The organism is Geodermatophilus africanus (genome assembly GCF_900107105.1).
In the GTDB taxonomy this organism is placed as follows: domain Bacteria; phylum Actinomycetota; class Actinomycetes; order Mycobacteriales; family Geodermatophilaceae; genus Geodermatophilus; species Geodermatophilus africanus.
Genome location: NZ_FNOT01000011.1, coordinates 29,163 through 50,486 on the forward strand (window position 1 = coordinate 29,163; position 21,324 = coordinate 50,486).

At 74.8% G+C, this 21,324-nt stretch carries 16 protein-coding genes; 10 read left to right on the forward strand and 6 right to left on the reverse strand.

Annotated elements, in window-relative coordinates; all coding sequences use genetic code 11:
• Nucleotides 1-35: 35 nt before the first annotated feature.
• The 4 genes from BLW63_RS18070 to BLW63_RS18085 all read left to right on the forward strand — a co-directional run bounded on the left by BLW63_RS18070 (nucleotide 36) and on the right by BLW63_RS18085 (nucleotide 4,262).
• Nucleotides 36-977 carry a phosphoglycerate dehydrogenase gene (locus BLW63_RS18070; protein WP_091159321.1) on the forward strand — a complete coding sequence of 314 codons (942 nt, stop codon included), beginning with the start codon at nucleotides 36-38 and terminating at the stop codon, nucleotides 975-977.
• Nucleotides 978-1,144: 167 nt separating this feature from the next.
• Nucleotides 1,145-1,891, forward strand: coding sequence for an SDR family oxidoreductase (locus BLW63_RS18075; protein WP_244522652.1), 747 nt, complete (start codon nucleotides 1,145-1,147; stop codon nucleotides 1,889-1,891).
• Nucleotides 1,892-1,900: 9 nt separating this feature from the next.
• Nucleotides 1,901-2,704 carry a hydroxypyruvate isomerase family protein gene (locus BLW63_RS18080; protein ID WP_091159326.1) on the forward strand — a complete coding sequence of 268 codons (804 nt, stop codon included), beginning with the start codon at nucleotides 1,901-1,903 and terminating at the stop codon, nucleotides 2,702-2,704.
• Nucleotides 2,705-2,828: 124 nt separating this feature from the next.
• Nucleotides 2,829-4,262: an aldehyde dehydrogenase family protein gene (locus tag BLW63_RS18085; protein ID WP_091159328.1), complete on the forward strand. Its 1,434-nt coding sequence runs from the start codon at nucleotides 2,829-2,831 to the stop codon at nucleotides 4,260-4,262.
• Nucleotides 4,263-4,507: 245 nt separating this feature from the next.
• Here BLW63_RS18085 and BLW63_RS18090 read toward each other — a convergent pair whose 3' ends face one another.
• Genes BLW63_RS18090 through BLW63_RS18105 form a run of 4 tightly spaced genes read right to left on the reverse strand, consistent with a single transcriptional unit; the run spans nucleotide 4,508 to nucleotide 9,374 of the window.
• Nucleotides 4,508-5,953: a gamma-aminobutyraldehyde dehydrogenase gene (locus tag BLW63_RS18090; RefSeq protein WP_091159331.1), complete on the reverse strand. Its 1,446-nt coding sequence runs from the start codon at nucleotides 5,951-5,953 to the stop codon at nucleotides 4,508-4,510.
• Between the two features lie 37 nt (nucleotides 5,954-5,990).
• A complete protein-coding gene (locus BLW63_RS18095) occupies nucleotides 5,991-6,353 on the reverse strand; it encodes a hypothetical protein (protein ID WP_211517160.1) in 363 nt (120 codons plus the stop codon).
• Complete coding sequence (locus BLW63_RS18100; protein WP_091159333.1) at nucleotides 6,340-7,893, reverse strand: FAD-binding oxidoreductase; 1,554 nt, start codon at nucleotides 7,891-7,893, stop codon at nucleotides 6,340-6,342. The genes BLW63_RS18095 and BLW63_RS18100 overlap by 14 nt, the downstream gene beginning before the upstream one ends.
• A gap of 2 nt (nucleotides 7,894-7,895) precedes the next feature.
• Nucleotides 7,896-9,374 (reverse strand): (Fe-S)-binding protein, encoded by a 1,479-nt coding sequence (locus BLW63_RS18105; RefSeq protein ID WP_211517161.1) that lies wholly within the window; start codon nucleotides 9,372-9,374, stop codon nucleotides 7,896-7,898.
• A gap of 126 nt (nucleotides 9,375-9,500) precedes the next feature.
• Here BLW63_RS18105 and BLW63_RS18110 point away from each other — a divergent pair, with 126 nt between their 5' ends.
• The 4 genes from BLW63_RS18110 (at nucleotide 9,501) to BLW63_RS18125 (ending at nucleotide 13,729) form a co-directional block, all read left to right on the forward strand.
• A complete protein-coding gene (locus tag BLW63_RS18110) occupies nucleotides 9,501-10,274 on the forward strand; it encodes a FadR/GntR family transcriptional regulator (RefSeq protein ID WP_211517162.1) in 774 nt (257 codons plus the stop codon).
• Nucleotides 10,271-10,987, forward strand: a complete 717-nt coding sequence (locus BLW63_RS18115; protein WP_091159338.1) for a PDC sensor domain-containing protein — start codon at nucleotides 10,271-10,273, stop codon at nucleotides 10,985-10,987. Before BLW63_RS18110 ends, BLW63_RS18115 begins: the two co-directional genes overlap by 4 nt.
• Before the next feature lie 157 nt (nucleotides 10,988-11,144).
• On the forward strand, nucleotides 11,145-12,686 hold the full coding sequence (locus tag BLW63_RS18120; protein WP_211517163.1) for an APC family permease: 1,542 nt from the start codon (nucleotides 11,145-11,147) through the stop codon (nucleotides 12,684-12,686).
• Nucleotides 12,683-13,729, forward strand: coding sequence for an LLM class flavin-dependent oxidoreductase (locus tag BLW63_RS18125; RefSeq protein ID WP_091159340.1), 1,047 nt, complete (start codon nucleotides 12,683-12,685; stop codon nucleotides 13,727-13,729). The genes BLW63_RS18120 and BLW63_RS18125 overlap by 4 nt, the downstream gene beginning before the upstream one ends.
• A 114-nt stretch (nucleotides 13,730-13,843) precedes the next feature.
• Here BLW63_RS18125 and BLW63_RS18130 read toward each other — a convergent pair whose 3' ends face one another.
• Nucleotides 13,844-15,352 carry a helix-turn-helix domain-containing protein gene (locus tag BLW63_RS18130; RefSeq protein WP_211517164.1) on the reverse strand — a complete coding sequence of 503 codons (1,509 nt, stop codon included), beginning with the start codon at nucleotides 15,350-15,352 and terminating at the stop codon, nucleotides 13,844-13,846.
• A gap of 139 nt (nucleotides 15,353-15,491) precedes the next feature.
• Between BLW63_RS18130 and gabT the strand changes: the two genes are divergently transcribed.
• Nucleotides 15,492-16,847, forward strand: coding sequence for a 4-aminobutyrate--2-oxoglutarate transaminase (gene gabT / locus BLW63_RS18135; RefSeq protein WP_091159343.1), 1,356 nt, complete (start codon nucleotides 15,492-15,494; stop codon nucleotides 16,845-16,847).
• Entirely contained in the window at nucleotides 16,844-19,984 is a 3,141-nt protein-coding gene (locus BLW63_RS18140) for an NAD-glutamate dehydrogenase domain-containing protein (RefSeq protein ID WP_091159345.1), read from the forward strand. Before gabT ends, BLW63_RS18140 begins: the two co-directional genes overlap by 4 nt.
• Nucleotides 19,985-20,074: 90 nt before the next feature.
• Here the strand turns inward: BLW63_RS18140 and BLW63_RS18145 are convergent, their stop codons facing one another.
• Nucleotides 20,075-21,283: a saccharopine dehydrogenase family protein gene (locus tag BLW63_RS18145; protein ID WP_091159348.1), complete on the reverse strand. Its 1,209-nt coding sequence runs from the start codon at nucleotides 21,281-21,283 to the stop codon at nucleotides 20,075-20,077.
• Nucleotides 21,284-21,324 lie beyond the last annotated feature (41 nt).

Here is a 21,324-nt window from a genome sequence, read left to right on the forward strand (position 1 = left end):
GCATCCGACGTCGTCCCTCGGGCAGGCTGGTCGCCGTGAAGCTGCTGCTCCCCGACTCGGTCCCGCTCGCCCCCGCGCTGCCCGAGGGGGTCGAGGCGGTGCGCTACGACGCCACCGCGCCCGTGCCCGGCGAGCACCTGGACGCCGAGGCGCTGGTCGTGTGGGGCAACCGGGCGGACGACCTGCGCGCCGTCGCCGGCCGGATGCCGCGGCTGCGCTGGATCCAGACGCTCGCGGCGGGTCCGGACGTCGTCCTCGGCGCGGGCTTCCCGGACGACGTCGTCGTCACCTCCGGCGTGGGCCTGCACGACCGACCGGTCACCGAGCACGCCCTCACGCTGGTGCTCGCGCTGCTGCGCCGGGTGCCGCAGGCGATCGCCGCCCAGGCCGAGCACCGCTGGGCCGGCGAGCTCGGCGGGCTGCAGCCGCTGCACCCCGACGGCGCGGTCACCACGCTGCTCGGTGCCCGGGTGCTCGTCTGGGGTTTCGGCAACATCGGGCAGCACCTGGCCCCGCTGCTGCGGGCCCTCGGCGCGCAGGTGCGAGGCGTGGGGCGCAGCGCGGGGGAGCGAGCCGGGTTCCCCGTCGTGGCGGAGGACGAGCTGGACGCGGAGCTGCGGCGGACCGACGTCCTGGTGATGATCCTGCCCGCCACCGAGGCCACGACCCACGCCCTCGACCCCGCCCGGCTGGGCGCGCTGCCACGGCACGCGTTCGTCGTCAACGTCGGCCGCGGGACGACGGTCGACGAGCCCGCCCTCGTCGCCGCGCTCGCCGAGGGGCGCATCGCCGGTGCCGCGCTCGACGTCACGGAGGTCGAGCCGCTACCGGCCGACTCCCCGCTGTGGGACGCGCCGAACCTGCTGCTCACCCCGCACGCCGCCGGCGGCCGGCCGGTCGGCTCCGACGAGCTCGTCGCCGCCAACCTCGCGGCCCTGCTCGCCGGGGGCGAGCTGCGCAACGTCGTGGCGCGCTGACTCGGGGGCGGGCCGCGCCGCTCGGTCCGAGGAGCCGCGGTCGGCCGCCGGTGCGCGTCGGACCGGCGGCGCGGGTTGGTCCCGGTGGGCAGCGCGGACGACGATGAGCCCGTGGACGCACTCTCCAGCCCTGGTCCCACAGCCGGTGCCGCCGTGCGGTGCGCACCGTGACCGCCGACCGCCGCACCGCGGTGGTGACCGGCGCGGGCTCCGGGCTCGGCCGCGCCATCGCCCACGCGCTGCTGGCCGACGGCTGGTCCGTGGCGCTGCTGGGGCGCACCCGGCCCTCGCTGGAGGAGACGGCCGGGGCCGGGGACGCCGCGCTCGTGCTGCCCACCGACGTCGCCGACGAGCAGCAGGTGGACGCCGCCTTCGACGAGGTCCGCGACACCTGGGGCCGGCTGGACCTGCTGGTCAACAACGCCGGCACCTTCGGTCCCGCGGGCGAGGTCGACGAGGTCGCGGTCGCCGACTGGCGGGCCACCGTGGAGGTCAACGTGACGGGCGTCTTCCTCTGCGCCCGCGCCGCCGTCCGGCGGATGAAGGCCCAGGACCCGCCGGGCGGGCGGATCGTCAACAACGGCTCGATCTCCGCGCACGCGCCGCGGCCGGGCAGCGTCGCCTACACCGCCACCAAGCACGCCGTCACCGGCCTGACCAAGGCGATCGCGCTCGACGGCCGCGCGCACCGGATCGTCTGCGGCCAGATCGACATCGGGAACGCCGCCACCGAGATGACCGCCGGGATCGCGCACGGCGCCCGCCAGGCCGACGGCTCCGTCCGGCCCGAGCCCACCTTCGACCCGGCGCACGTCGCCGCGGCGGTGGTGCAGATGGCCCGGTTACCGCTCGAGGTCAGCGTCCCGTTCACCACGATGCTGGCCACCGGGATGCCCTACCTCGGGCGCGGCTGAGGGCTCCGCGTGCGCTTCGCCGTCAACACCTCCCTGCTCTTCGGCGACCTGCCGCTCGAGCGCCGGCCGCAGGCCGCCCGGGACGCCGGGTTCACCGCGGTCGAGTCGTGGTGGCCCTTCTCCTCGGTCGCGCCGGCCGACCGGGAGGTCGAGGCCTTCGCGCGGTCGGTCGAGGACGCCGGGGTGCGGCTGGTCGCGCTGAACTTCCCGGCCGGTGCGATGGCCGACGGGGAGCGCGGCCTGGTGTCCCTGCCCGGACGGGAGGCGGAGTGGCGCGACGCGGTCGCCGCCACGGTCGGCGTCGGGGAGCGGCTGGGCGTGCGGCTGTTCAACGCGCTGTACGGCAACCGGGCCGACGGCGCCACCCCCGCCGCGCAGGACGCGCTCGCCGTCGAGCACCTGGCCCTCGCCGGGCGGGCGGCGGCCCGCATCGGCGGCACGGTGCTGCTCGAGCCGCTCAGCGCCGCGCCCCGGTACCCGCTGCGGCGGGCGGAGGACGCGCTGGCCGTCGTCGACCGGGTGGCGGACGAGACCGGGGTGGGCGCGCTCGGCCTGCTCCTCGACCTCCACCACCTCGCGGTCAACGGCGAGGACCTCGACCGGGTGGTCGCCGTCCACGGCCCCCGGGCCGCGCACGTGCAGGTCGCCGACGTCCCCGGGCGGGGCGCGCCGGGCACCGGGCAGCTCGACCTGCCGCGGCACCTGCGCGATCTCGAGGACGGCGGCTACTCCGGCTGGGTCGCCCTCGAGCACCTGCCCGGGGACGGCGACCCGTTCGCCTGGCTGCCCCGGGAGGCCCGCGACGCCGGGTGACCGGGGACGGCGGTGTGCCAGGTCGGCGTCCGCGGCCTCCCCCGGTGGACGGACCGGCACTGGCCCGGGCGCGTCGGGTCTCGCAGATTCGTCGTCGACACCGTCCACGTCCCGAGGAGGACGCATGACCACCCCCTACTGGGTCGCCGGGGAGCCCCGGACCGGCACCGACGTCGTCGAGGTGCGCTCGCCGTTCGACGGCGCCGAGGCCGGGCGGACGACGAACGCCACCGCCGAGGACGTCGAGGCCGCGGTGTCGGCTGCCGCCGCGGCCCGCGCCGCCTGCGCGGCGCTCCCGGCCCACGCGCGGGCCGCCGCCCTCGACCACGTGTCCCGCCGGCTGGCCGAGCGCAGCGAGGAGGTCGCCGCGCTGATCACCGCCGAGTCCGGCAAGCCGCTGAAGTGGGCCCGCCTGGAGGTGGCCCGCGCCGTGTCGACCTTCCGCTGGGGTGCGGAGGAGGCGCGGCGCTGGTCGGGCAGCCTGCAGCGGCTGGACACCGACCCGTCCGCGACCGGGCGGATGGCACTGGTCCGGCGCGTGCCCCGCGGGCCGGTGCTGGGCATCGCGCCGTTCAACTTCCCGCTCAACCTGGTCGCCCACAAGGTCGCGCCGGCGATCGCCGCCGGGGCGCCGATCGTGGTCAAGCCCGCACCGGCCACGCCGCTGACCGCGCTGCTGCTCGGGGAGATCCTGGCCGAGACGGACCTGCCGGCCGGCGCCTGGTCGGTGCTGCCGGTGCCCAACGAGGTCGCCGCGCGGCTGGTGCAGGACCCGCGGCTGCCGGTCGTCTCGTTCACGGGGTCCGTGCCGGTCGGCTGGTCGATCCGCGAGTCGGCGCCGCGCAAGCACGTCACCCTGGAGCTCGGCGGCAACGCGGCGGCCGTCGTCGCCCCCGACCAGGACGACGCGGCGCTGGACTGGGCCGCCTCCCGGATCGCGACCTTCGCGATGTACCAGGCCGGGCAGTCCTGCATCTCGGTGCAGCGGGTGCTCGCCCACCGCGCGGTCGCCGACGCGCTGACCGCCCGCGTGGTGGAGGCCGTGGAGAAGCTGGTCACCGGCTCCCCGACCGACCCGGCGACGGACGTCGGGCCGCTCATCGACGAGCCGGCCGCCCGGCGGGTGGAGAGCTGGGTCGCCGACGCGGTCGCCGCGGGCGCCCGCGTGCTCACCGGCGGCAGCCGCGACGGCGCCACCTACGCGCCCACGGTGCTCACCGACGTCCCGGCCGACGCGAAGGTGTCCTGCGAGGAGGTGTTCGGCCCGGTCGTCGTCCTGGACGTCGTGGACTCCGTCGACGAGGCGTTCGCGCGGGTCAACGATGGCCGCTTCGGCCTGCAGACCGGCGTCTTCACCCGGGACCTGCAGGTGGCCTTCCGTGCGGCCGCGGTGCTCGAGGTCGGGGGAGTGGTGGTCGGCGACGTCCCGAGCTTCCGCGCCGACCAGATGCCCTACGGCGGCGTGAAGGACTCCGGCACCGGGCGGGAGGGTGTGCGCGCGGCGATGGAGGACCTCACCGAGGAGCGCGTCCTCGTCCTCACCGGCATCGACGTGTAGGACGCCGGAGGATCCCCCGGCCGCTCCCGACGACCTCGCGCTGCGTTCGACTCGGTCGTCTGCGACCGCCGTTGATCATGGGGTTGTTGCCGTCTCGCGCGGCGCGTCCGCGCGTGTCGCCGGCAACAACCCCATGATCGACTGATCCAGGCGTCCGGGCGACTCCCGAACACAAACGCTGAGCGCCCTCTCCCGTCGCGGGAGGGGGCGCTCAGCGTGTGTTCGGGGCGGACGCGGTCAGCGGCTCAGCTCTCCAGGTTGGCCATCACGTGCTTGACGCGGGTGTAGTCCTCGAACCCGTACATCGACAGGTCCTTGCCGTAGCCGGAGTGCTTGAACCCGCCGTGCGGCATCTCGGCGACCAGCGGGATGTGCGTGTTGATCCACACGCAGCCGAAGTCCAGCGCCCGGCTCATCCGCATGGCCCGGCCGAAGTCCCTCGTCCAGACGCTCGAGGCCAGCCCGTACTCGACCCCGTTGGCCCAGGCGAGGGCCTGTCCCTCGTCGGAGAACCGCTGCACGGTGATGACCGGGCCGAAGACCTCCTGCTGCACCAGCTCGTCGTCCTGCCGCAGCCCGGCCACGACGGTCGGCTCGACGAAGAAGCCGCGGTCGCCGATCCGGCGGCCGCCGGCGGTGATCTCGGCGTGGCCGGGCGCGCGGTCGAGGAACCCGGTGACGTGCGCGAGCTGGTTGGCGTTGTTCACCGGCGGCACGAGCGCGTCCTCGTCGCCGGCGCCACCCTCGTACGTCGTCCGCGTGTTCCGCGCCTGCTCGCTCAGCGCCGCGACGAAGTCGTCGTGGATGCCCGGCCCGGCCAGCACGCGGGTGGCGGCGGTGCAGTCCTGGCCGGCGTTGAAGTAGCCGGCGACCGCGATCGCCTCGGCCGCGGCCTCGAGGTCGGCGTCGTCGAAGACGACCACCGGGGCCTTACCGCCCAGCTCAAGGTGCACCCGCTTGACGTCGCGCGCGGCCGTCTCCGCCACTGCCATGCCGGCCCGCACCGACCCGGTGATCGACACCATCTGCGGCGTCCGGTGCTCCACGAGCGCCCGGCCGGTGTCCCGGTCGCCGCAGACGACGTTGAGGACGCCCGGCGGGAGGAACTCCGCGGCGAGCTCCGCCATCCGCAGCGTCGTCGCCGGCGTGGTGTCGCTGGGCTTGAGGACGACGGTGTTGCCGGCCGCGATCGCGGGCGCGAACTTCCAGACCGCCATCATCATCGGGTAGTTCCACGGCGTCACCTGGCCGATGACCCCGACCGGCTCGCGCCGGATCCAGGACGTGTGGCCGGACAGGTACTCCGCGGCCGCCTTGCCCTCGAGGTTGCGCGCCGCACCGGCGAAGAACCGGATCTGGTCGACCATCGGCGGGATCTCCTCGCTCGCGGTCAGCCCGATCGGCTTGCCGGTGTTGCGGCTCTCCAGCGCCACCAGCTCCTCGCCGTGCGCCTCGATCGCGTCGGCGATGCGGAGCAGCGCCAGGGATCGCTCCGAGGGGGTGGCGTCCCGCCAGCCCGGGAAGGCGCCCGCCGCCGCGGTGTAGGCGCGGTCGACGTCCTCGGCCGACGACACCGGCGCCGAGGCGAACACCTCGCCGGAGGCCGGGTCGACCAGGTCCATCCGGCGGCCGTCGGTGGCGTCGACGTGGTCCCCGCCGACGAAGTTGCGCAGCTCGAGCTTGTCGCTCACCGCAGGTCCCTCTCGTTCGTCTGTGCTGATCCGGTCGTCATGGTGCACTGTGACCGTGGATAGGTCCAGTGCCAGCGCCCGACTGCTGCGGATTCCGCAGCTCGGCCTCCGCGTCGACCTCCGTGAGGAGCTCCGATCCGGTGATCACCCGCTCAGCGAAGTGCTGGTGCATCCACGCCAGGTGGTCCTGCCGGCTGCGCATGATCCGCAGCGTGTCCCAGTTGGGGAACACCTGCTGCAGCACGTGGGTCTGCATCAGCCGCGGGTCGACCTCGTAGACGTGCTCGAAGGTCGTCTGGGCCACCTCGCTGACCCGCAGCGGCGCCGGTGGGGTGTGCTGCTCGGCGAAGCGGTAGGGCGCGGTTGCGGCCGGGCCGGTGGGCTGGTCATCGGTTCTCATCGGTGGTGTCCCTCCCGTAGGCCCGGTCGAGCAGGTACTTGCCCGGGTTCATGACGTTGTTCGGGTCCAGCGCACGCTTGACCTCGAGCATCACGTCGAAGCCCGTGCCGAGCTCCTGCGGCAGGAGGTCGACCTCGCCCTCCCGGCACGACCCGTGGCAGGCGCTCATCGAGCCGCCGTTGGCCAGGGCGACCGCGGCGATCTCCCGCTTGGCCTGCACCCACGCGGCCCACGCCGCGTCGTCGAGCCGCTGCTCCCAGATGCCGATGTCGATCTCGGTGAGGTAGTCGACGCCGGTGGCGGCCGAGGTGTAGGCGAACATCCCCCAGTCGTCGAAGACGTCGGTCTTCCGGCGCAGGTCGGCGACGATCTCGTGCCAGGCGCGGCTGACCGCCGGGACGTTGGAGTAGTTCACCGCCGCGTCCTCGCAGTGCCAGGACATCGGGATGACCTGGCCGTCCTTGGTCCGGCCGTGCAGCGGGGTGGCGTACCGGTCGTGCCGGGCCGCCCAGTCGCCCTCGGAGATCTCGTCGCCCAGGTAGCGGGCGCCGTGCTCCTTGGCGATCCGGAACAGCCGCCGGCCGCCGGCGCGCACCTCGTCCTCGTAGCCGTAGGCGACCGCGCACACCAGCGCCCGGACATCGGTCGGCTGCGGGATGTAGGCCTCGTCGTCCCGGCGCAGGTAGGCGACCTTGTGCTCGTCGAAGAGCACCGCGCCGGCGAAGGTGGCCACGCCGGCACGCGCCAGCGCGCCGACGCATTCGTAGGCGGCGTCGTAGTCGTCGAACGCCCAGAACGGCGAGAGCTCGGCCTCCGGCTTGGGGAACAGCTTGAGCGTCGCCTTCGTGGCGATGCCGAGCGTGCCCTGGTGCCCCATGAACAGGTGCTTGAGCTGGTAGCCGCTGGAGCTCTTGCTGATCTTGCGGCCGATGCCGTCGCCGACGTGCAGCACCTCGCCGGTCGGCAGCACGTGGTCGAAGCTGAGCACCAGGTCGCGGGTGTGGCCGTAGCGGGAGCCGATGAGCGACCAGCCGCTGGTCCCGATCCGCCCACCCACCAGCGAGCACGGGTAGGACGCCGGGTCGTCCGGGTAGAACAGCCCGTGCTGGGCCAGCCGCTCGTTGAGCTTGAGCATGCTGATGCCGGTGCCGACCGTGACGGTCCGGTTCACCAGGTCCAGCTCGTGGATCTGGTTCATCTTCTTGACGTCGACGACGATGCCGCGGCGGTGCGGGACGGCACCGTCGGTGAGCCCGGTGCCGCCGTCGCGGGGGACGACGGGGATGCGCAGGTCGTTGGCGATCTTCACCACCGCGGCCACCTGCTCGGTGGAGGTCGGCATGACCACGACGTCGGGCACCCGCTCGGACCAGCGGTGCACCGGGAACGGCGCCGGCACCCGGGCGCGGTTGTAGCGGTCGGTCTTCGCCAGCAGGATCTGGTCGTCGCCCAGCACCGGCCGCAGCGCCGTCACCAGGGTGGTGAGCGCGGCGTCGTCCAGCGGCTCCCGGGTGAAGGGAGCCGGTTCGGTGATCGTCATGGTCAGTGCCCTCCGCACCCGCAGCCGCCGGAACCGTTGCCGCAGCCGCCACCACCGCAGCCGCCGCGCGAGCTCCCGTGGGCCCGCCGGGCCCGGCCGGGGACGCCGGTGCGCTCCTGGGCGAGCCGGCGGTCGCCGACGTCCCCGCGGGAGCCGCCGACCGTGATGCCGAGCGACTGCGCGAACAGCTCGTGCAGGTCGACGACGTCGATGTCCTCCGCGTCACCGGCCTCCGACAGCGGGCGCTCCGACCACGGGCAGGCGCTGACGAGGGTGTCCACGTCGAGCTCGGCGGCCCGCTCGAGCCGCATCGCGCTGATCTTCGCGGTGAGCTCGGGCTTCTCGATCGGCAGCCCGCCGCCCCCGCCGGAGCAGTACGACCACTGGGTGACCCGGTCGACGTCCTCGAACCGGAGGCCGGGGATGGCGCGCAGCAGCTCGCGCGGCTCCTGCCAGATGCCCTTGCGCTTGTTGAGCCGGCACGGGTCGTGGTACGTGATCGCGCGGTCCACCGGCACGCTCGGGGTCAGTCGCCCCTCACGCAGCAGCTGGGCCAGCACCTCGATGACGAGCACGACCTCGATGTCGAACTCCTCGCCGAAGTACTTCGGGTAGTCCTCGGTGAAGCTGATGTAGTCGTGCGGGTCGAGCACGAGCAGGCGCTTGGTGCCCGTGGCCCGCCAGTCGTCCAGGTTGTGGCGGGCGAAGCGCTGGGCCTGCTCGGCGTAGCCCATCTCGGCCGCCGGGCCGCCGCAGCACCACTGCTCGCCCATCAACCCGAACTCGTAGCCGGCCATCTGCAGCATCTGGGCCACGGCCCGCGGCACCGACGTCCGGTAGAACGCGGCCTCGCAGTCGACGAACAGGACCGTCTCGCCGCCGATGGGGATGTCGAGGCCCTCGGCCCAGTCGCGCACCCGCTCCTGGCTGACCGGGGCCTCGCCCAGGACGGGCTCGTGCGTGCGCAGGTCGGTGCGCTCGTTCCAGACCTGCCAGTTCGGCTGGTGCACGCCGCTCTCGACGGCGAGCGAGCGGACCGCCTTGACGACGTCGACGGTGCGGGTGCGGAACCGGTAGAAGTCGCCGGTGAACAGCGTGTTCGGACAGCGCAGCTCGCAGGCGCCGCACTGGGTGCAGTTGACGTAGTCGGCGGCGATGTCCTCGATGTCGAGCTCACCGCGCTCCATCGCGACGACGTTGGCGTGGAACGCCGTCGGGGTCCACGACTCGTTGCGCTCGACCTGGGTGACCGGGCAGACCTCGCGGCAGAACTTGTGGCCGGACGAGTAACAGTTGTACGAGGTGTTGCGCCACTGCTCGACGAACGCCGCGGTCTTCGGGTCCTGGCGCGGCGCGGGGATCGGTCCGGCGAGCGTCTCCGCGTAGTCGGCGAGCTCCGGCGGGTTCGACGGGGCGCCCGGGGTGAACGGCTGGGAGAGGGCGTCGGCCCCCGGCGCCCGTTCGGGCTGGACCTGTGTCACTGCGTGCTCCTCGTCACAGGATGGCTGGGGTGGAGGCCACGCTAACGACCAAAACCTATGGAATCAACGGTTATGCCTGGGTTCCATTGGTGTCACACTTGGTCACACCCCGAACAGGAGGCGAGCGTGCAACTGCTCAGCGGTGACGCGCGGCGCGCCGTCTTCGCCCCGCTCGACGACGGCGCGCTGCGCAGCGAGGCCGTCGTCCGCCGCGTGGGGAGCGCCATCGCCCTGGGCCTCCTCGCGGACGGCGAGCAGCTGCCCACCGAGACCGACCTCGCCACCATGCTCAACGTCTCGACGGTGACCCTGCGGGAGGCGCTGGCCGAGCTGCGCAAACTGGGGCTGGTCGAGACCCGCCGGGGCCGCGGCGGTGGCAGCTTCGTGCGGTCGCAGGAGGACGTCCTCGCCGAGCTCGCCGACGCGCGCCTGGCCGAGCTGGGGACCACGGACCTCCGCGAGCTCGGCGACGTCCACAGCGCGGCCGCGGCGGCCGCGGCCCGCCTCGCGGCGTCCCGCGCCTCCCGGACGGAGATCGCCCGCCTGCGGGACATCGTCGACCGGCTGGCCTCGGCCGGCTCGGTCACCGGTCAGCGCCGCACCGACGGCCGCTACTACATCGAGCTGGCCGCCTCGGCCCAGTCGGTCCGGCTGACCATGCAAGAAATGGACCTGCACCTGGAGCTCGGCCAGCTGCCGTGGCCGCCGGCGCACGCCCCCGGGCTGCTCGACGTCATCGTCGCCGGCCACCGGGCCGTCATCGACGCGATCGAGGACCGCGACGCCGCCCGGGCCCGGGCCCTCACCGAGTCGCACATCGAGACGCGGACGCTCTGGGCCATCGAGCTGCGGCTGCAGCGCCTCGACGAACTGGCCGCACTGCAGCGGGAGGTCTCGTGACCCCTGGCGGGGCCGAGGAGGTCGCCCGGGTCGCCGCCGCGGTGTCCGACCTGGTCGAGCAGGTCTTCGTCACCGTCGCCCGGGTGCACGAGGCGGCGCTGCGCTCGATCGAGCGCGAGGGACCGCGGGCCGCGAGGTGGCTCCTGCCGGACGACGTGCAGGAGCTGCTGCGCGCCCCGGGGCAGCTCGCCGTCGGGCTCGGCCTGGTCGTGGCGCCGCGGCCCGCCGAGGGCCTGCCGCTGCGGCTGGAGTGGTGGCAGGTCGACCCGGACGGCGGGGAGCTGCACACCCTGGAGCCGGACCTGCGGCCGACGAGTCTGGGGTACTACGACTACACGGCCACCGAGTGGTACGACGTCCCGCGGCGGACCGGACGGCGACACGTCTTCGGTCCCCACGTCGACGTCCACGGCACCGGGCGCTACGTGCTGACGCTGACCGAGCCGGTCGGAGCCGGGAACGGGTTCGTCGGCGTGGCCGGCGCCGACGTCCCGGTGCGACGCTTCGAGACCCACCTGCTGCGGACCCTGGGGCGGCTGCCCGCGCCGTTCGTCCTGCTCAACGACGAGGACCGGGTCGTCCTCTCGACGGCACCGCGCCACCTCGTGGGCAGCCTGCTGCCGCCCGCCGCCGGGTCGACGGAGGGGGTGCGGGTCCCGGGTGCGCCCTGGCGGCTGCGGCTGGTCGACGACGGGCAGCTCCTCGCCGGCTGACCCGTCGGTCCGGCACCCCGGGACGGGGACGCAACACGAAAGCAACTCCGGGTGTCTTGTCCGATGAACTCTGGCTCTATAGGTTTCCGCCCGACCTTGTGGTCCGGGGCACCGCGGCGTCCGTCGGCGAGCCCCGCCACCGAGCCGAGGAGACCCGGTGACACCACCCGGAGCACACGGCGGGCGCACCGCCGACGACGCACAGCTGGCCGCGCTCGGCTACACCGGCGAGTTCGACCGCAGCATGGGCCTGTGGGCCAACATGGCCCTCGGCTTCACCTATCTGTCGCCTCTCGTGGGCGTGTACTCCCTGTTCGCCTACAGCCTCTCGATCGGTGGCCCGCCGGCGATCTGGTGGATCGTCATCGTGGGCGTCGGTCAGCTGCTGGTGTCGCTGGTCTTCGGCGAGGTGGTCTCGCAGTACCCGCTGGCCGGTGGCATCTACCCGTGGACGCGGCGGCTGTGGAACCGGCGCTACGCCTGGATCGTCTCGTGGGTCTACATCTGGGCGATCATCGTCACCGTCACCTCGGTGGCCGAGTTCGGCGGCGGGTTCGTCGCCGCGCTGTTCGGCATCGAGGCGACCCCGGGCGTGGCGTTGGCCACCGCGGTGGCGTTGCTGGTCCTCGCCTTCGTCATCAACTACAGCGGCACCCGGACGCTGGCCCGCATCGCCAAGATCGGCCTGGCCGCGGAGCTGATCGGCGTCATCGCGCTCGGCCTGTTCCTGCTGCTGTTCCGCCGCGAGCAGCCGTTCTCGATCTTCTTCGACACCCTGGGCGCCGGTGGCGAGGCCGGGTACGTCGGCACGTTCCTGGCCGCGGCGCTGTCCGGCCTCTTCCTGTTCTACGGCTTCGAGGCCTGCGGCGACGTCGCCGAGGAGGTCGCCGACCCGACCCGGCGCATCCCGCGGGCGATGATCCTGACCATCCTGGTCGGCGGCGTGTCGGGCTTCATCTCCTACGCCGGCTACGTGCTGGCCGCGCCGGACGCCCAGCTGCAGGCGATCATGGCCGGTGAGGACGTCGACCCGATCCCCACCATCCTGGAGAGCTCGCTGGGCACCGCGGGGTCGAAGGTCTTCCTCGTCGTCACCGTCGTCGCGTTCATCTCGTGCGTGCTCTCGCTGCAGGCCGCCGGCAGCCGGCTGCTGTACGCCTTCGCGCGGGACCGGATGCTCCCCGCCAGCGGCTGGCTGTCGCACGTCTCGGAGCGGCACGCCGTCCCCATCAACGCGCTGCTCGTCGTGTGCGTCGTCCCGGTGCTGATCTGCCTGTTCGTCTTCTGGCGGCCCGACAGCCTCGCCCGGGTCACCGCCTTCGCCGTGCTCGGCATCTACATCGCCTTCCAGGCGGTCGTGCTCGCCGCGCTGCGGCAGCGGCTGAGGGGCTGGCGGCCGGCGGGTCTGTGGAACCTGGGCTCGGCCGGCCTGGTCGTCAACGTCCTGGCGCTGGCCTACGGCCTCTTCGCGATCGTCCTGCTGCTCAGGCCCGCCCCCGGCACCGAGACGTTCCTCGACCGCTGGATCGTGGCGATCGGCCTGGTCATCGTGTCCGGCACCGGGTTGCTCTACCTGTTCCTGGCCCGGCCGGACCGGCACTCCGCGGACATCCCCGAGGGCGACGCCCACGAGGTCGCCCAGCACCTCCAGCAGATCCGGCGGGACGCCGGCGTCCCGGTGAGTGAGGAGATCCGATGAAGTTCAGCTATGCGATGCTGCCCGACTACTCCCTCGAGGAGTCGCTGCGGGCGATCAGGCTGGCCGACGAGCTCGGCTTCCACGCCGTCTACTCCGCCGACGAGACCTGGCACAAGGACCTGTGGCTGCTGTTCGCCGCCGCGGCCGCTCACACCTCGCGGATCAGGATGGGGCCGAGCGTCTCGCCGGTCACCCTGCGCGAGCCCACGCTCATCGCGCAGGCCGCGGCCACCCTCGACGAGCTCACCGGGGGACGGGCCGAGGTGGTGCTCTCCAGCGGCAACTTCGGCCTGCTGGCGCAGTACAAGCTGGACTGGACGAAGACCAAGCCGCTGTCGCGGGTCGTCGAGGCGGTGCACGTCGTCCGCACCCTGCTGGACGAGGGCACCATCACCTTCGACGGGCAGTTCTTCCGCTACGACGGCCTGTTCACCTTCGCCCGGCCGGTGCAGGAGCGGCTGCCGGTGAAAATGGGCGCGATGCGCGGGCCGAAGTCCTTCGAGGCCGCCGCGGAGCACTCCGACGGCTGTCACCACGCACTGAGCTACAGCCGCGAGGCCTACGAGTACGCCGCCGAGCACCTGCGGATCGGCGCCGAGCGGGCCGGCAAGGACTGGACGACGCTGGACTTCGGTGCGTGGGTGGTCGTGGCGGTGGGCCGGGACGGCGCGGCCGCCAAGGACGCCGCGCGGAGCATGGTCGGCATCTACGCCTCGTCGATGCCGGCCGAGCAGCTCGAACGGCACGGCATCGACGCGGCGCAGCTCAAGCCGATCATCGACGCCATCGGGAGCGGCGACCTGGCCAAGGGCATCGAGCTGACCACGCCGGAGCTCGCCGAGAAGCTGTCGTTCGCCGGCACCCCCGAGGAGGTGACGGCGAAGATCAAGGCGATCGAGCCGACCGGCGTCAACCACCTGATCGCCGCCATCACCGACGCCTCGATCGTCAAGACCTTCACCGGGCGCGAGCTGCCCGGCGTGGCGACGGTCGAGGAGCAGCTCCAGCTGATCCACGACGAGGTCATGCCCGCGTTCGCGTAGTCGAAGGAATCCCGGCCCCCGCCACTCGCCGGCCCCGTCCAGGGCACCGCCCCGAGCCTGCGAGGGGTGGGGAGAACGGGGCCCTTCGACCTGCACCGAGGCCGTTCCAGGACGTCACTGGGTCGGCGGGTGCAGGGCCAACCACAGCTCGGCCCGGACACCCGGGGAGTCCAGGTCGCGGCCGAGCAGCTCCCCGGCGCGCCCGATCCGCTTGCGCAACGTGTGCCGGTGCACCCCCAGCCGCGCCGCGGCCGGCTCCCACTGCCCGTGGGCGGCCAGCCAGGTGCGCAGCGACTCGACCAGGTCGCCGGGGCCGGCCCGGTCGGCGGCGACCAGCGGCGCGAGCGCGGCCTCGGCGAAGGCGGCGGTGGCGTCCCGGTCGAGCAGCGCCGCCAGGCCCCGGCCGGCGAGGTCGGCGAAGGCGGTGACCGGCGCGCCAGCGGCCCGGCCGTGGCCGGCCGCCTGCCGGGCCTGGCGCACGCCGTCGGCGAGCCGGTCCCAGGGCACAGGTGCGGCGGTGCCCAGGACGGCTCCCGGCACCCGCTCGGGCAGGACGGCGAGCCGCCCGGCCAGCGGGCCGTCGGCCGACACCAGGACGAGCAGGGCGTCGTCGAGCTCGGCCGACAGCACCGGCTCGCGGACGTGGGCGGCGGCGTCGGCGGCCACATCGACGGCGGCGGCCCGCTGCTCGGCGGTGCCCAGCACGGCCAGCGCCTGGACCGGCTCGCCCGGCAGCCGCTCGCCGAGGGCCGCCACGACCGGCCCGGCGGCGGCGGTCTGCCCGGCGAGCAGCAGCTGCAGGATCGCCGCCCGCAGCGCCGCGGTGCCGCTGTCGAGTGCCCGGGACTGCTCCAGCCGCAGTGTCAGCAGCAGCGCGGCGGCGTTGACCACGTGCCGGTCGCCTGCGGAGAACGGCCCCGGCCGCCCGACGGCGAGGAAGCCGCGCACCCGCGAGCCGGTGCCCAGCGACTGCAGCAGCACCGTCTCGCCGGGCTGGGTGAGCGCCGCGCCTGCCGGGGGCCGCGCCGTCCGCAGCCGGTCGACCGCCGCGGTCAGGCCCCCGGCGCGGCCGCGCGCCGCGGGTGGCGCGGCCTCCAGCGGCGTTCCGGCGGCGTCCACGAGCAGCGCCCAGCCGCCGAGGTGCCGGGCCAGCCGGTCGACGACGGTGCCCGGGGCGCCGGGCGCGACCGCGGCGCGGGTCAGCTCCCGCTGCACCGTGGACGTCCGGGTCACCGCCGCGTACTCCTCGGCGGCCAGCGCGCTGGACACCGTCCGCGAGAGCGCGATGAACGGCGTCTGCCGCGGCACCTCCAGCACCGCCAGCCCGTGCTCGTCGGCCGCGGCCACCAGCTCGGCGGGCACCGCGGCGTGGCTGAGGCCGGTGCCCAGGCCCAGGCCGACCACGCCGGCCGCGGCCAGCCGGCGGACGTACTCGCCGGTGCCCTCCGGGGTCAGCGCCAGGCCGGTGGTGAGCAGCAGCTCGCCGCCCTCGAGGAACGGCGTCGGGTCGGCCAGCTCGCTGACGTGCACCCAGGAGACGGCACGGTCCACCCGCGCGTCGGGGGTGTGCAGCGTCAGCTCGAGCGACGCGGAGCCGAGCAGGGTCGCGACGGTGACCGGCACGGGGGGACCTCTCGACGATCTGGACACCCGGACGCCCCGGGAGTGCCGATCCGGACGGTACCGGCGGAGACGTACGCCACGGACCCTGGACGCGAGGACCTCCCCCGTCGGGGGAGGCCGGCCCCACGAGGAGACAGCGATGACCGACCTGCTCACCGGCCCCCAGACCGTCGCCCAGGAGCGGCGCCTCGTCACCGAGCTGCCCGGTCCCCGCTCGCGCGAGCTGGCCGCCCGCCGGGCCGCCGCGGTCACCTCCGCCGTGGGCAGCGTCCTGCCGGTCTACGTCGAGCGCGCGGCCGGCGGCGTGGTGGTCGACGTCGACGGCAACTCCTTCATCGACCTGGGCTCGGGCATCGCCGTCACCAACGTCGGCCACGCCGCCCCGGAGGTCGTCGCCGCCGTCCAGGCGCAGGTCGCGGCCTTCTCCCACACCTGCTTCATGGTCGGCCCCTACGAGGGCTACGTCGCCGTCGCCGAGGAGCTCGACCGGCTCACCCCGGGCGACCACGAGAAGCGCTCGGCGCTGTTCAACTCCGGCGCCGAGGCCGTGGAGAACGCGGTCAAGGTGGCCCGGGTGGCCACCGGCCGCTCGGCCGTCGTCGTCTTCGACCACGCATACCACGGCCGCACCAACCTCACGATGGCGCTGACGGCCAAGAACATGCCGTACAAGCACGGCTTCGGGCCCTTCGCCGGCGAGGTCTACCGGGTGCCGATGTCCTACCCGTACCGCGACGAGCCCGGGCTGACCGGTGCGCAGGCCGCCGCGCGGGCCATCGACCTGATCGAGACGCAGATCGGCGCCGCCAACGTGGCCGCCGTGCTGATCGAGCCGATCCAGGGCGAGGGCGGCTTCGTCGTCCCGGCGCCGGGCTTCCTGCCGGCCCTGACCGAGTGGTGCCGCCGCTCGGGCGCGGTGTTCATCGCCGACGAGGTGCAGACCGGCTTCTGCCGCACCGGCGCGTGGTTCGCCTCGGAGCACGAGGGCGTCGTCCCCGACCTGGTCACCACCGCCAAGGGCATCGCCGGCGGAATGCCGCTGGCCGGGGTGACCGGCCGTGCCGAGCTGATGGACGCCGTCCACACCGGCGGCCTGGGCGGCACCTACGGCGGCAACCCGGTGGCCTGCGCCGCCGCGCTGGCCAGCATCCGCACCATGCGGGAGCTGGACCTGGGCGCCGCCGCCCGCGCGATCGAGGCCACCATGCTGCCGCGGCTGCGCGCGCTGCAGGAGCGCAGCGGCGTGGTCGGCGACGTCCGCGGCCGCGGCGCGATGCTCGCCGTCGAGCTGGTGAAGCCGGGCACCGACGAGCCCGACCCCGCGCTGACCAACGCCATCTCCAAGGCCTGCCACGCCGAGGGCGTCATCACCCTCACTGCCGGCACGCACAGCAACGTGCTGCGCTTCCTGCCCCCGCTGGTCATCGGGCAGGAGCTGCTCACCGAGGGGCTCGACGTCCTCGACGCCGCCTTCGACGCGCACGCGGGGAAGTGAGCGCCCCGGCCGCCGGCGCCGACCGCCGGCTGACCCTGCGTCCCGAGGGCCCTGCCGGGAGCGACCGGGTGGGCGGTCTGGTGACCTGGCCGGCCGCCCGGCCGCTGCTGGCCGACGTCGTGCCGGTCTTCGACCGGCTCGGCGTGCGGGTCGCCGACGCCGCCGCCGTCCCTGGGGACGACGGCGCGCCGGCCACCCGGCTGGAGCTGCTCCTGCCGCCCGGCACGGCGGCGGCCACGGCGCTGCCCCGCCTGGAGCAGGCCCTGGCCGCGGCCTGGGCAGGGGAGACCGAGCTCGACGGGCTCGCCCGCCTGACCGTCGGCGCCGGCCTGCCGGTCCGCGACGTCGCCGTCCTCCGCGCCGCCTGCCGCTACCTGGCCCAGGTCGGGCTGGGGCTCTCCCGCGGCTACGTCGAGGAGACGGTGCTCGCCGCGCCGGAGTTCGCCCGCGCCCTGCTGGCGCACTTCGCCGCCCGGCACGACCCCGACGCCGCCGACCCCGCGGCCGCCGCCTCGGCGGCGGAGCACCTGGCCGAGCTGCTCACCCGGACGACGAGCTTGGACCAGGACCGCATCCTCCGCGGCCTGCGCGACGTGCTCGCCGCCGTGGTGCGCACCAACCGCTACCAGACCGACGCGGCCGGGGCGCCCCGGCCGGCCCTGGCCCTGAAGATCGCCTCCGCGCAGCTGGACCTGCTGCCCGCACCGCGGCCGGAGGTCGAGACGTTCGTGTGCTCACCGGCCATGGAGGGGCTGCACCTGCGGGGCGCCCGCGTCGCCCGCGGCGGGCTGCGCTGGTCGGAGCGCCCGGAGGACTTCCGCACCGAGGTGCTCGGTCTGGTCAAGGCGCAGATGGTCAAGAACGCGGTGATCGTGCCGGCGGGGGCCAAGGGCGCGTTCGTCGTCCGGGAGGACCTGCGCGGCCTCGACCGGCCGGCGGTCCAGGACCGCGTGGCCCGCGCCTACCGCACCTTCGTCGACGCGCTGCTGGACGTCACCGACGACCGCGACGGCGACCGCGTCGTCCCCCCGCCGCGCACCGTGGTCCACGACGGCGACGACCCCTACCTGGTGGTCGCCGCCGACAAGGGGACGGCGACCTTCTCCGACCTGGCCAACGAGGTGTCCGACCGCCGCGGCTTCTGGCTGGGGGACGCGTTCGCCTCCGGTGGCTCCAGCGGCTACGACCACAAGGCCATGGGCATCACCGCCCGCGGCGCGTGGGTGTCGGTGCGCCGCCACCTGCGGGAGCTGGGGGTGGACCCCGACGGGCCGCTGACGGCGGTCGGCGTCGGCGACATGTCCGGCGACGTCTTCGGCAACGGGATGCTGCTGTCCGACGAGCTGCGGCTGGTGGCGGCCTTCGACCACCGGCACGTCTTCCTCGACCCGGACCCCGACACCGCGCGGTCCGCGGCGGAGCGGCGCCGGCTGTTCGCGCTGCCGGGCTCGTCGTGGGACGACTACGACCGCGGCGTCCTGTCCCCGGGCGGCGGCGTGCACCGCCGGGACGCGAAGTCGGTCCCGCTCTCACCGCAGGTGCGGGCCCGGCTGGGCGTGGCCGCCGAGGAGCTGTCGCCGGCCGAGCTGGTGCGGGCGGTGCTGCGGGCGCCGGTCGACCTGCTGTGGAACGGCGGCATCGGCACCTACGTCCGCGCCGCCCACGAGACCGACGGGCAGGTCGGCGACCGCGCCAACGACGCCGTCCGGGTGACCGCCGGGGAGCTGCGCTGCCGGGTGGTGGGGGAGGGCGGCAACCTGGGCCTGACCCAGCGCGCCCGGATTGCCGCGGCGCGCGCCGGGGTGGCGCTGAACACCGACTTCATCGACAACTCGGCCGGCGTCGACACCTCCGACCGCGAGGTGAACCTGAAGATCCTGCTGGCGGGGGTGCCCCGCGCCGAGCGGGACGTGGTGCTGCGCGCGGTCGAGGACGAGGTCGCGGCGGCGGTGCTGGCCGACACCGCGCTGCAGGTGCGGGCGCTGTCGGTGTGCGCGGCGCAGGCGCCGTTCCTGCTCGACCGGCACGCGCAGCTGATCGGCGACCTGGAGCGGCACGGCCTGGACCGCGACCTCGAGGTGCTGCCCTCGGAGGCGGAGGTCGAGCGGCTGCGCCAGGCCGGGGCCGGCCTGACCCGGCCGGAGGCCGCGGTGCTGCTCGCGCACTCCAAGAACCTGGTGCGCGAGGAGCTGCTGGCCAGCGACCTGCCCGACGACCCGTCGGTGGCCGGGGTGCTGGCGGCCTACTTCCCGCGGGCGGTGCGCGAACGCTGGCCCGACCGCGTGGCCGGCCACCCGCTGGCCCGCGAGATCACCGCGACCCAGCTGGCCAACGACCTGGTCAACCGGGTGGGACCGGGTTTCCTGCTGCGCCTGGAGGAGCGCCACGGCGTCCCCACGCCGGTGGCGGCGCGGGCCTACACGGTGGCCACGCGGGTGCTCGACCTCGACCCGCTGTGGGCGCTGGTGGACGACGACGTGCCGCTGGCCGTGGAGCGGCTGGCGCTGCCCGAGCTGCAGGCGGCCACCGAGCGCGCGGCCGACCGGCTGCTGGGACTGCACCGCGACCCCGCCGCCCTGACGGCGGCGGCACCGGCGCTGACCGCGGGCGTCGCCGGGCTGGAGCCCTCCGCGTGGCTGGGCCGGCCGGGTGCCGCGGGCGACCGGGCCCGCGCGCTGCGGGCCGAGCTGACCGCCGCGGGCGCGGGCCCGGAGCTGGCCGCGGGGGTCGCCGTCCTCGCGTCCCGGGCCGACCTCGTCGACCTGGCCGGCGTCGCCCGGACCACGGGGGTCGCCGTCGGCCGCGTGGTCGAGGCCGACGCCGTCGTGGAGCGGCTGCTGGCGCTGCCGGGGGTGCACGCCTGGACCGCCGAGCAGGCCGGCGTCTCGCACTGGGGCGTCGCCGCGCGGGCGGCGCTGCGGGACGAGGTCGACCAGCTGCGGTGGGACCTCGTGGCGGCGCTGCTGCGGGACGCCGACGCCGACGGCGACGCCGACGCCTTCGCCGGCCGGCACGCCGCGGCGCTGGCCCGCTTCACCGCCGTCCGCGAGCAGGCCGCGGCCGCCCGTGACGACGTCCTGGGCCGGGCGTGCGTGGTGGTGGCGGAGCTGCGCCGGCTGGTCCGGACCGTCGCCTGACGAGGGGGCCTTCCGCGATCATGGAGTTCGGGAAGCGACACGCCGTCCCGCCGCGGGGTGTCGCTTCCGGAACATCATGATCCCGACGGTTCAGCCACCCTCGCGCATCCTCCAGGGGGAGCCGTAGGCGGTCAGCAGGTCGAGGAACGGCACGGCGTCGAAGGCCTCCGGGCCGAGCACCCCGCTGCCCCGCCACTGCCCGGTCGCGAGCAGTTCCAGGGCCACCACGGGGTTGACCGCGGTCTGCCAGACCACCGCCTGCGACCCGTACTCGGCCATCGACCAGGCGTTGTCGACGACGTGGTACAGGTACACCCGGCGCGGCCGGCCGTCGGTCCCCGTGCCGCTGACCCAGAGCCCCGCGCACGTCCGCCCGGTCATCAGCTCGCCCAGCGAGGCCGGGTCCGGCAGCGCCGCGGCGACCAGGTCCCGCGGCGCGACCTCGACGTCCCCCACCCGGACCGGAACGGTCGAGTCCAGGCCCGTCTCGTGCAGCACCCGGAGCACCTGGACGACGTGCGCTCCGAGGCCGTACTTGAAGGTGACCCGCCGGGCGTCGACCCAGCGCGGCACCAGGAGCACCTCCTCGTGCTCCACGTTGACGCACTCGACCGCGCCGATGCCCTCGGGGAAGTCGAAGACCTCCGGCTCGCTGAACGGCTCGGTGGTGTACCAGCCCCTGTCCCGCTCCCACACGACCGGCGGGTTGAGGCACTCCTCGATCGTCGTCCAGATGTTGAAGGACGGCGCGAACGCGTGGCCCCGCACGGTCAGGTCGGACCCGTCGCGGACGCCGAGCTCGTCGATCTCGGCGAACAGGTGGTCGGCGGCGTAGCGGGCGAAGACGTCGGACAGGCCGGGCTCGACGCCCATGCCGACCAGGGCCAGCCGCCCGGCCGCCTCCCACTCACCGGCCAGCGCGAACTGCTCGTCGCCGAGCTTGACCCCGGTCAGCTCGTACGGGCGCTCGGGGTGCGGGCGCGACAGCGACATCGCCATGTCCAGGTAGTCGACGCCGGCGGCGAGCGACGCCCGGAACAGCGGCATCACGAACCGCGGGTCGGTCGCGTTGAGCAGCACGTCGCAGCCGTGCTCGGCGAGCAGGGCCCGGACGCCGGCCTCGTCGGAGGCGTCGACGCGGGCGGCGACGAACCGCGGGTCGCCCGCCGCGGCGACGGCCTTCCCCGCGCGGGCGGGGTCGAAGTCGGCGACGACGAGTCGCGTCACGAAGTCCCGGCGCGCCGCGATCGCCGTGACCGCGCTGCCGACGCCGCCGGCGCCGACCAGCAGGATGCGCATGCCCACCTCCACAGGAGGCGGACACCCTAGCGACGACTTCC

Excerpts from the sequence above, each read along its gene's own strand:
- gabT (WP_091159343.1), top strand. The coding sequence starts at position 15,492 with ATGACCGACCTGCTCACCGGCCCCCAGACCGTCGCCCAGGAGCGGCGC.
- BLW63_RS18145 (WP_091159348.1), bottom strand. The coding sequence starts at position 21,283 with ATGCGCATCCTGCTGGTCGGCGCCGGCGGCGTCGGCAGCGCGGTCACG.
- BLW63_RS18100 (WP_091159333.1), bottom strand. The coding sequence starts at position 7,893 with ATGACGATCACCGAACCGGCTCCCTTCACCCGGGAGCCGCTGGACGAC.
- BLW63_RS18085 (WP_091159328.1), top strand. The coding sequence starts at position 2,829 with ATGACCACCCCCTACTGGGTCGCCGGGGAGCCCCGGACCGGCACCGAC.
- BLW63_RS18095 (WP_211517160.1), bottom strand. The coding sequence starts at position 6,353 with ATGAGAACCGATGACCAGCCCACCGGCCCGGCCGCAACCGCGCCCTAC.
- BLW63_RS18125 (WP_091159340.1), top strand. The coding sequence starts at position 12,683 with ATGAAGTTCAGCTATGCGATGCTGCCCGACTACTCCCTCGAGGAGTCG.